Origin of the sequence: Methylobacterium sp. B1, from assembly GCF_000333255.1 — a bacterium.
Classification (GTDB): domain Bacteria; phylum Pseudomonadota; class Alphaproteobacteria; order Rhizobiales; family Beijerinckiaceae; genus Methylobacterium; species Methylobacterium fujisawaense.
Map to the genome: position 1 here is coordinate 1 of NZ_BACT01000414.1, position 9,005 is coordinate 9,005.

Annotated in this window: 8 protein-coding genes and 1 pseudogene; 5 read left to right on the forward strand and 4 right to left on the reverse strand. The window is 71.8% G+C overall.

Annotated elements, in window-relative coordinates; genetic code table 11:
- From I53_RS12015 to I53_RS12030, 4 genes are all read left to right on the forward strand, one after another.
- On the forward strand, positions 1-462 hold a 462-nt coding region (locus I53_RS12015; RefSeq protein ID WP_043350962.1), incomplete at its 5' end, for a polysaccharide biosynthesis C-terminal domain-containing protein.
- Positions 459-1,400: a glycosyltransferase family 2 protein gene (locus I53_RS12020; RefSeq protein WP_043350964.1), complete on the forward strand. Its 942-nt coding sequence runs from the start codon at positions 459-461 to the stop codon at positions 1,398-1,400. The genes I53_RS12015 and I53_RS12020, both read left to right, overlap by 4 nt.
- Positions 1,397-2,779, forward strand: coding sequence for a right-handed parallel beta-helix repeat-containing protein (locus tag I53_RS12025; protein WP_043350967.1), 1,383 nt, complete (start codon positions 1,397-1,399; stop codon positions 2,777-2,779). Before I53_RS12020 ends, I53_RS12025 begins: the two co-directional genes overlap by 4 nt.
- A 1-nt stretch (position 2,780) precedes the next feature.
- The gene (locus I53_RS12030) at positions 2,781-3,908 is read left to right on the forward strand and encodes a glycosyltransferase family 1 protein (RefSeq protein WP_043350968.1); all 1,128 of its coding nucleotides are present in this window, start codon (positions 2,781-2,783) and stop codon (positions 3,906-3,908) included.
- Positions 3,909-3,932: 24 nt separating this feature from the next.
- Here the strand turns inward: I53_RS12030 and I53_RS12035 are convergent, their stop codons facing one another.
- Entirely contained in the window at positions 3,933-5,246 is a 1,314-nt protein-coding gene (locus tag I53_RS12035; protein ID WP_043350971.1) for an MFS transporter, read from the reverse strand.
- Between the two features lie 180 nt (positions 5,247-5,426).
- Between I53_RS12035 and I53_RS12040 the strand changes: the two are divergent.
- Positions 5,427-6,579 (forward strand): annotated as a pseudogene (locus I53_RS12040) (dimethylmenaquinone methyltransferase).
- Positions 6,580-6,632: 53 nt separating this feature from the next.
- Here I53_RS12040 and lptB read toward each other — a convergent pair.
- The 3 genes from lptB to lptC are packed head-to-tail and all read right to left on the reverse strand — an operon-like array spanning position 6,633 to position 8,868.
- Positions 6,633-7,484 carry an LPS export ABC transporter ATP-binding protein gene (lptB, locus tag I53_RS12045; RefSeq protein WP_374701317.1) on the reverse strand — a complete coding sequence of 284 codons (852 nt, stop codon included), beginning with the start codon at positions 7,482-7,484 and terminating at the stop codon, positions 6,633-6,635.
- Positions 7,485-7,492: 8 nt separating this feature from the next.
- On the reverse strand, positions 7,493-8,152 hold the full coding sequence (locus I53_RS12050; protein WP_043350975.1) for an LptA/OstA family protein: 660 nt from the start codon (positions 8,150-8,152) through the stop codon (positions 7,493-7,495).
- On the reverse strand, positions 8,149-8,868 hold the full coding sequence (gene lptC / locus I53_RS12055; RefSeq protein WP_043350977.1) for an LPS export ABC transporter periplasmic protein LptC: 720 nt from the start codon (positions 8,866-8,868) through the stop codon (positions 8,149-8,151). Before lptC ends, I53_RS12050 begins: the two co-directional genes overlap by 4 nt.
- Between the last annotated feature and the right edge of the window lie 137 nt (positions 8,869-9,005).

The window sequence follows — 9,005 nt, forward strand, 5'->3', positions numbered from 1 at the left end:
GGCGCCGTCCCGGTGTGGCGCATCGCCACCGGGATGAGCGTCCTGCTGATCGCGGCCACGATCCGTTCGCGGGGCCTCGTGCCGCTGGGGCGGACCGGCTTCGCGGTGCGCGGGAGCGCGGCGGCCTGCGCCACCAACCTCATCGCCTGCACGCTGCTGATCCCCTGGAACTCCCTGCTCGGCGCGGCCCTCGCGGCGCTGCTCGCGGAGGCCGCGATGCTCCTCGTGCTGGCCCATGCCTTCTGGCGGCAGGCCGGACCGCCCCTGGCGCTGGCGGACATCCCGATCCTGGCTGCGCCGGGCCTCCTCACCGCCCTCGCCTGGGCGGCCGGCCCCGCCGCGCTGGCGCCCGGGACGGTCCCCGCCGTCGCGGCCGTCTCGGCCGCCCTGGTCGGGTGGCTGTGCCTGCGCCGCCCCCCGACCGATCCCCTCCCCCTCCCGCTTCCGGAAGCCTCGTCATGAGCGATGATCCCGTGCTCTCGGTCATCATCCCGACCTACAACCGCGCCGACACGCTGCGCCTGTGCCTCTGGGCCTTCGATCGGCAGGAGACGGACGCGCCCTTCGAGATCGTGGTCTGCGACGACGGCTCGACGGACGGCACCGGAGCGGTCATCGACCGCGCCGTCGCCGCGGCCCGGATCCCGGTGGTCCATCTGCGCCAGGAGAATGCCGGCGCCAACGCCGCCCGCAACCGCGCCATTGCGGCGGCCCGGGGCGAGCGCCTCCTGATCGTCAACGACGACACCATCCCGGTGCCGGGCCTCGTCGAGGCGCACCGGCGCGCCCATGCGCGGCGGGGGGGACGGAGGACCGCGATCCTCGGGCGCATGACCATCGACCCGGCCCTGCCGTTCTCGCCGTTCTCGGCGCTTCACCACGACGCCTCCTACGATGCGCTCGCGGGCCGCGACGAGGTCGGCTGGGACGCGTTCCTGACCTGCAACGTCAGCGTCGACCGGGGCTTCCTGGAGGAGGCCGGGGGCTTCGACCCGAAGCTGTTCTGGCACGAGGATATCGAGCTCGGCGAGCGGCTGGCCCGGCGCGGCATGCGCCTGTTCTACGCCCCCGAGGCGCTCGGCTATCACCATCACCTCCTGGACGAGGCGGCCTATCTGCGCATCGCAGAGCGCGAGGGCGCAGCCCTGGTGCTGTGGTACCGCAAGCGCCCGGACCTCGTCGCGGATCTCGGCCGGCTCGGCCTGGTCGGGCCGCCGCCGCTCGGCGCGGCGGCACGCCACCGGGTTGCCGACCTCGCGATGCCGCAGGCCCTGCTGCCCGGCTGGCAGATGGCGGCCCGCGCGCTGACGCGGATCAGCCCGGAGGCCGGCCGCAGCGTGTGGCGCCGGCTGTTCCAGCGGCGCAAGCGGCTCGCCATCGCCCGGGCGCTCGCGGCATGAGACAGCCCCGCACGATCCTCGGCAGCGCCCTCGCGGCGCTGGTCCTGCCGGTCCTGGCCGCCTGCGGCCCGGCCGGTGCGCAGGTGCAGCAGAACATCCTGGTCGATCCCGCCGGCGGCACGAAGCCCGGCTACACCACGGTGGCGCGCCTCGCCGACGTGTCCTTCGCCACCCTCGGCCCCGGCTCGACCGTGCTGGTCCGCGGCGGCAGCTATGGCGACGTCGTCTTCATCGGATCCCGCGGGACCGAGGCCGCGCCGGTCACGGTGGCGGCCGAAACCGGCACGCAACCGCGCCTGTCCAACTCGGTGGTGTTCGAGAACGCCGCCTACGTGACGGTCACCGGCCTGACCGTGCAGGGCGCGGTGAATTCCGGCTTCATCATCCGCCGGGGGTCGAGCCACGTGACGGTCGCGGGCTCGACCGTGTCCCGGTCCGGCCTCGGCATCTGGATCGGCGACGGCGCGGGCGCCGGGCACCGGATCACCGGCAACACCCTCTCCGGCAACCAGACCCACGGCGTCGCCGTCGACGTCATCAACGCGCCCCCCGAGGACCCGAGCTACATCCTCGACAACACCGTGACCGGCAACGGCATCCACGGGATGGAGATCAACGGCTCCGGCTACGTGGTGGAGGGCAACCGGGTCTCGGGCAACGGCGTCGGGATGTCGGGCACCTCCGGCATCCACGTCTACGCCAAGGACGCCGCCCAGGACGCGGGCGACCGCAACACCATCCGGTACAACATCGTCACCGGCCAGAAGGAGACCACCGGCCAGGACGGCAACGGCATCCAGATCGACCAGTGGTGTGACGACAACATCGTCGCGTTCAACGTCGCGGCCGACAATGACGGCGCCGGGATCAACCTGTTCGACGCCGGCTCCAACACGGTGGTGAACAATACGACCACCGGCAACATGCGCGATTCCGGCGGCAAGCACGTCTATCGCGGCGAGATCGTGCTCGCCTCCGACTACACCAAGCAGGTCGACCGCACGTCGAACAACCGGGTGATCAACAACATCGCCTACGCGACCCGGCCGAACGTGGCCGCGATCGTGGTCGAGGCGACCACCACCGACAACAACAACGCGATCGGCCCGAACTTCCTCGGCAGCGCCGTCGGCGCCCCGCTCTACCGCTGGGGCAATCAGGCCACCGGCGACGGGACGAGCCTGCCGCTCAACGGCCAGGGGCCCGACCTCACCGGCACGCCCGCCTTCCGCGATCCTGCAAGCCCGATGACCGGCGGCCTCGCCCTGACCGCCGCCCCCGCCCGCGCCGGCATCCCGCTCGGCGCCACCCGCGACATCGCCGGCCGGGCCTACGCCCCCGGGGAGGCCCCGACCTTCGGCGCCTACAGGAGCCCTTGATATGCTTCGCATCGGCGTCGACGCGCACGTGCTCACCGGCAAGCCGCAGGGCAGCCGGACCTGGCTCGTGAACATCATCGGCCGGGCCGCCGCCCAGCACCCCGACGCCACCTACGTGGTCTATTCGGGCGATCCGGAGGCCTGCGCCCGCATCGTCTCGGGGGACAACATCGAGCACCGGCGGCTGCCGCGGGTCCCCGCGACCGTGCGGCTGACCCTGGTCTGGCCGTGGCTGTTCCTGCGGGATCGCCTGGACACGCTGCTCACCACCTACATCGCCCCGCCGCTGGTGCCGGGCGACCGGCAGGTGGTGGTGGTCCACGACATCCTGTTCGAGACCCACCCCGAATTCTTTCCCTGGTCGATGCGCTGGCGGAACAAGATCCTGACCCGGCTCTCGGCCCGGCGCGCCAAGCTGGTTCTGACCATTTCCGAATACAGCCGCGACTCCATCGCCAAGGTCTACGGCATCGAACGCCACCGCATCGCCGAGGTGCGCTGCGGCTCGACCCCGCCGCAGGCGGTCTCGGAGCGGACCCCGCTTGCGGACGGGCGGCCGTACCTGCTTATGGTCGGCCGGCTGGAGCCGAGGAAGAATCTCGGTCTCGTCCTCGATGCCTTCGCGCGGCTGCCGGAGGGCGCGGCGCGGCTCATCGTGGTGGGCAAGGGTGACGGCGAGCGGCCCGAGACCCTGGACCGCCTTGCCCGGACGCCGGACGCGGTGCACATCGCCGGCATCGACGACCGGGGGCTCTCCGACCTCTACGCCCGGGCCGCCGCCCTGGTCTTCCCGAGCCGCGGCGAGGGCTGGGGCATCCCGGTCCTCGACAGCCTCGCCCGGGGGACGCCGGTCATCGCCTCGAGCCTGACGGCCATCCCGGAGGCCGGCGGCAGCGCGGCGAGCTACTTCGACCCCGACGCCCCCGACCGGGTGGATCGGCTCGCCGAACTGATGGGCGCGGCGATCGAGGGGCGGCTGCCCTTCGACGCGACCGCCGCCCGGGCCCATGCCGCGCGCCACGACTGGGACGGACCGGCCGCCACCTTCGTGGACCTGATGCGCGGCAGCTTCACGGCCCGCACGCATCTCCGGGACCTGATCCTGGCTGCGCCGAACCTGCGGGGGTGACGTCAGCGGAGACCGTCCGCCTGCTCATCGCGCGGCCCTGAATTGACCGACCACCGGACCCTCCGGCGCCTCGTCGGCGATGGGATCCCGGATCAGCGTCCAGTAGCCGAGCGCCGCCACCAGGGCGATCACCGCCCCGGTGATGAAGGCCATCGAGAAATGGCCCGTGCCGCCGACGATGAAGCCCGTCACGGTCGGCGCCAGGGCGCCGCCGATATAGCCGCCGAAATTCTGCATCGCGCCGAGCGACGCCGTGCAGCTGGCCGGCGCCGCCACGGAGGCCATCGCCCAGGCCGACGACGAGCTCACGTAGACGAGGAAGAGCGAGGCCGAGATGCAGGCGATGGCGAGGGTGTCGCTCGGCGTCAGGGCCGCCACGACCGTGCAGGCGGCGGTCGCCACCAGGGATCCGACCATCGGGATCTTGCGGCTGCGGATCGGGTCGACGCCCCGGCGGACCAGCATGTCGACCACGCGGCCGCCCAGGATCCCGCCGAGCACGCCGAAGGCGAAGGGGATCGAGCCGACGAGGCCGGTCTTCTGCAGGGTGAAGTGCCGCTCGATCTCGAGGTAGCTCGGCAGCCACGCGGTGTAGAGCCACGTCATGTAGATGCAGCCGAAATAGCCGACGATCATCCCCCAGCTGGTGCGGAACCCGAAGAGCCGGCGCCACGCGCTCCAGGTGACCGGGCGGCTGGCATTCGGGGCATCGCCCTCTTCCAGGAAGGCGCGCTCCCCCGGCGTCAGGTCGGTCTCGCGCGGGTTGCGGAAGACCCCGTAGACGATCGCGGCGAGCACGAGGCCGACCGCCCCCATGATCACGAACATCGCCCGCCAGCCGAAGCTCACCATGAGGAAGGTCAGCAGCGGCAGGGCCAGGAAGGTCCCGAGCGAGGAGGCGCAGTTCCAGATCCCCGTGGCGGTGCCGCGCTGGCGGATGTTGAACCAGTCGCGGGAGACCCGGGCGCAGGTCGGGAAATGCGGCGCCTCGCCGATGCCGAGCACGATCCGCGCGCTCACGAACTGCCAGAACGACGTCACCGCGCCGCCGAGCATCTGGCCGAACGACCAGCAGGTCAGGCCGAGCGTCAGCGTCAGGCGCGGTCCGAACCGGTCGGCGAGCACACCGGCCGGCAGTTGTGCGAAGGCGTAGGCCCAGAGGAAGGCCGAGAGCAGCAAGCCCATCTCGGGGATCGAGAGGCCGAGATCCTCCCGGATCAGCGGGTTGGCCACCGCCAGGGTGGCCCGGTCGACGTAGTTAACCACGCCCGCCGTCACGAGAAGGGCAAGCGAGATCGTCTGGATGCGGCGCACGCGCGGCGTTGCGGCCAAGGCCATCGTATCCTCCCGGAATGGCGGGCCCCTTGAGGGTCTCCGTGGCCGGCCGGTCCTGTGCGACTCGTGGCGGCCCGGCACCATTCTGCACCGAACGCGGCCGGACGGAAGGTCCGCTACCCCTCGCCTCGCGGCGCCGGGCGTCGTAGACCGGCCGCTCCGTCATCCTTCGAGTCCGGACCGTTGCGCCTGATCCAGATCACCCACCACGACCTCGACGGCTACGGCGCCTCCACGGTCGCCGCCGCCTGCGCCACGGTCGAGCGCGTCGTCCACGTGCCCCGCTACAGCGATGTCGGCCCGGTCTTCGAGGACGAGATCAAGCGTCTCGGCCGCGCGGCGGAGCGCGAGATCCTGCTGATGACGGATCTCGGCCTGGAGGAGCAGACCATCGCGGGCCTGAGGAAGTTCGCCGCGATGAACCGGCGCCGGGAGGACGGGCAGAAGCACCGCCTCGTGGTCCTCGACCACCACGCCTCGTCCCTCGACCAGATGCGCCGGCTGGGCCTGGAGGCGACCCGCCGATGCAGCGCGCCCGGCGCTCCACCGGATCGATCTGGGCGATCCCGAGATCGCCGTGCTGATCGAGGACGACATCTGCGCCACGCGGATGACCTTCGAACACCGGGCCCTGTTCGCCACGCACGAACCCGCGACCGACCTGTCGAGCCTGCTGTCCGCGGTCGATGCCGTCGACCTCTGGCGCAAGGAAAGCCCGGCCTTCCGCGGCGGGCTCGCCCTGGACGAGTTGTTCTGGGAAGTCGTGTCGAGCTACGTGCCGGTCGGTCATCCCTGGCACGACCGGTTCGTGTCCGACATCCTGCTCGCGGCCGCCGCGTCCCTGCGGGACGGCGCCAACCCGGCCGAACTCGAGCGGCGCGCCTCGGAGATCCGCACCGGCGTGGTCGACGCCCTGCTGCGCGAGGCGCCCGACGACGATCCGACGCTGACCACGCGCATGCGCCTCGCCCGGGCCCTCGCCCGCTCGGACGCCCTGTTCCGCCCGCTGAAGGACGGCACGCTCCTGTCCTTCGCCCTCGATTCGGGCACCTTCCAGCGGGTCTCCGACCTGATCATGGATGCGGGCCGCGCCAAGCGCGTGGTCAACGTCCAGCGGATGGGCACGCTGTCGTTCCGCTCCAACGACGGCACGGCGCTCGACGGCGCCCGCCTGTTCCGCGGCGGCGGCCACCGCGACGCGGCGGGCGGCCGGCTCCAGAGCGGCTCGGCCTTCTCGATGGCGGACGCGATCGCGCAGGTGGAGCCGGTGCTGAACCCGGAGAAGCCCGCGGGTTCCGACAGCCCGTTCGCGGCGCTCAAGAACTGGAAGGGGTGAGGCGCGGCCGCCTCCGCCCCGTCTTCGCTCCCCTCGTAATGGCGAAGTCCGGCCTAAAGCCTGAAATCCTCGCCGAGATACAGGCGCCGCGCATCCGGGTTCGCCACGATCTCCTCCGGCGTGCCCTCGGTGAGGATGCGGCCGGAATGGGCGATGTAGGCCCGGTCGATCAGGCCCAGCGTCTCGCGGACGTTGTGGTCGGTGATCAGCACGCCGATGCCGCGCTGCTTCAGGTGCTTCACCAGATCCTGGATGTCGCCCACCGCGATCGGGTCGATGCCCGCGAAGGGCTCGTCCAGCAGCATGAAGGTCGGCGAGGAGGCGAGCGCCCGGGCGATCTCGCAGCGTCGCCGCTCGCCGCCCGAGAGCGCGATCGAGGGCGACTTGCGCAGGCGCGCGATGTCGAACTCCTCCAATAGGGAATCGAGCTTGCGGGCGCGCGCCTTGCGGTCGGGCTCAGCCACCTCCAGCACCGCGCGGATGTTGTCCTCGACGGTGAGCCCGCGGAAGATCGAGGCCTCCTGCGGCAGATAGCCGATCCCGAGCCGCGCCCGCTGGTACATGGGCAGGTGCGTGATCGGCAGGCCGTCCAGGGTGATGTGGCCGCGATCGGCCGCCACCAGCCCGGTGATCATGTAGAAGATCGTGGTCTTGCCGGCGCCGTTCGGGCCCAGCAGTCCCACGGCCTCGCCGGTGCGGACGGTGAGCCCGGCCTCGTGGACCACCGTGCGGGCGCCGTAGCTCTTACGCAGGCCGCTCACGCTGAGGATGCCGAGGCCGCCCGCCTCGGCCGCGGACCAGCCCTCGGCCTCGGCCGCGTCCGGCTGCCGCGCGCGCCGGCCGAACAGGCGGCCGAGCCAGCTCGTTCGGCCCGCCGGGTCCTGCGGGCCAGCCTGGAACGCCACGGCGCCGCTCAATCGACCTGCGCCTTCGGCCTGGGCGGCGGCTGCGTGCAGCCCTTCGCCTTGCCGTCCTTGGCGTCGGACTTCTCGCCGGGCACGAACAGGGCCGAGACGCGGCCGCCCGCCACCGGGTCCATGTTCGCGCGCCCGGTGTTCATGTCGTAGACGAGCCGCTGGCCGCGGGTGACGTTCTGGCACTGGCTCAGGACGACATTGCCGGTCAGCACGATCCGCTTGGCGTCCTGATCGAACACCGCATGGTCGCCGGTGGCGACCTGATCCTTCTGCACCACCGTCACCGGACCGGCGCAATCGACCTTCTGGATCCCGTTCTCGGCGGGATTCCGGGGCGCCGCTTCGGCCCCCTCCTCCTTCGCCTCGCCCTTGGCAGCCTTGCCGGGCGCGTCCTTGCCGCGCTTGTAGGTGACCGTCATGGTCGAGCACCGGATGGTGCTGTCGCCCTGCACGGCCACGACGTTGCCGGCGAAGATCGCCTTGTTCTCCCGGTCGAACACGTCGAGCCGGTCGGCGTCGATCTTGATCGGGTCCTTGCCTCCGCCCCCGATATTCCCGAAGGGCGAATCTTTCCGCGCGGACTTCTCAGCGAAAGCCGGGCCGGCGAGAACCAGCCCCGCCGCCAGGGCGGCCCAGACGATGCGGGCGGCGCTCATCGCGCACCGTCCGCGGCTTGGGCGTCCGACGTCAGGATGCGGGCCTGCGGCTTCTCGGCCTGATCCTCGTTGAGGATCACCACCTGGACCTTGCCCACGAAGGAGATCCGCTTGCCGTTCTCGACGACGTCGAGGGTGTCGGCCTTCACGGTGGCCCGCGGGCTCGAAACGGTGACAGGCTCCTGCGAGCTGATGGCGCCGGTCTTGAACGCCACGGCGGCCGAGCGCAGGCGCACCTCCTCGCCCTTGTCGGTCCAGATCCGGATGTCGTCCTTCAGGTCGAGCGCCTCGCGGGCCGTGTCGAACAGGCCCGACACCGCCGAGAGCCGGGCGATGCCGCCCTGATCGTCGGTGGCGATGTGGCCGCGCATCTGCTGCAGCTCGATCTGGCTCGGCTTGCGGACGTCCTGCAGGGCGGCGTCCGCCGTCACCTCGTAGCCGCGCGTTCCCTGGCGGAAGCCCGAGAGCCGCGGATTCTCCATGCGGACCTTCGAGCCCGCCAGCGTCACCGGACCGACCGAGACACCCGGCAGCTGGGCCGCGAAAGGATTGAACAGGTACCCCAGCAGCAGCGCCACCGAGCCCCCGGCGACCACCGGAATCATGCGGCGCATGGTGCGCACGCGTCCGCTGTGGCGATACGCCCGGGCATGGGCCCGGGTCCGCGCCGCCGCGACCGCCTGTCCGTTGCCGGCTTCAGCCTCGACCGGGTTCATGCAGCGTCCGTGAGGCGCGCCTGACGCGCGCGAGAGGGTTCGGCTCAGACGCCTGCGGCCCCCACCGCGCCCGCGCCATCGGCCGGGCAATGATCCCGACCGGTGGCGAAGTTATGGCTCGACCGTTTCCGAATGAT

What these genes read in the sequence shown, in the direction of transcription:
- I53_RS12020 (WP_043350964.1), top strand. Translation starts at nt 459, where the DNA reads ATGAGCGATGATCCCGTGCTCTCGGTCATCATCCCGACCTACAACCGC.
- I53_RS12025 (WP_043350967.1), top strand. Translation starts at nt 1,397, where the DNA reads ATGAGACAGCCCCGCACGATCCTCGGCAGCGCCCTCGCGGCGCTGGTC.
- I53_RS12030 (WP_043350968.1), top strand. Translation starts at nt 2,781, where the DNA reads ATGCTTCGCATCGGCGTCGACGCGCACGTGCTCACCGGCAAGCCGCAG.
- I53_RS12035 (WP_043350971.1), bottom strand. Translation starts at nt 5,246, where the DNA reads ATGGCCTTGGCCGCAACGCCGCGCGTGCGCCGCATCCAGACGATCTCG.
- I53_RS12050 (WP_043350975.1), bottom strand. Translation starts at nt 8,152, where the DNA reads ATGAGCGCCGCCCGCATCGTCTGGGCCGCCCTGGCGGCGGGGCTGGTT.
- lptC (WP_043350977.1), bottom strand. Translation starts at nt 8,868, where the DNA reads ATGAACCCGGTCGAGGCTGAAGCCGGCAACGGACAGGCGGTCGCGGCG.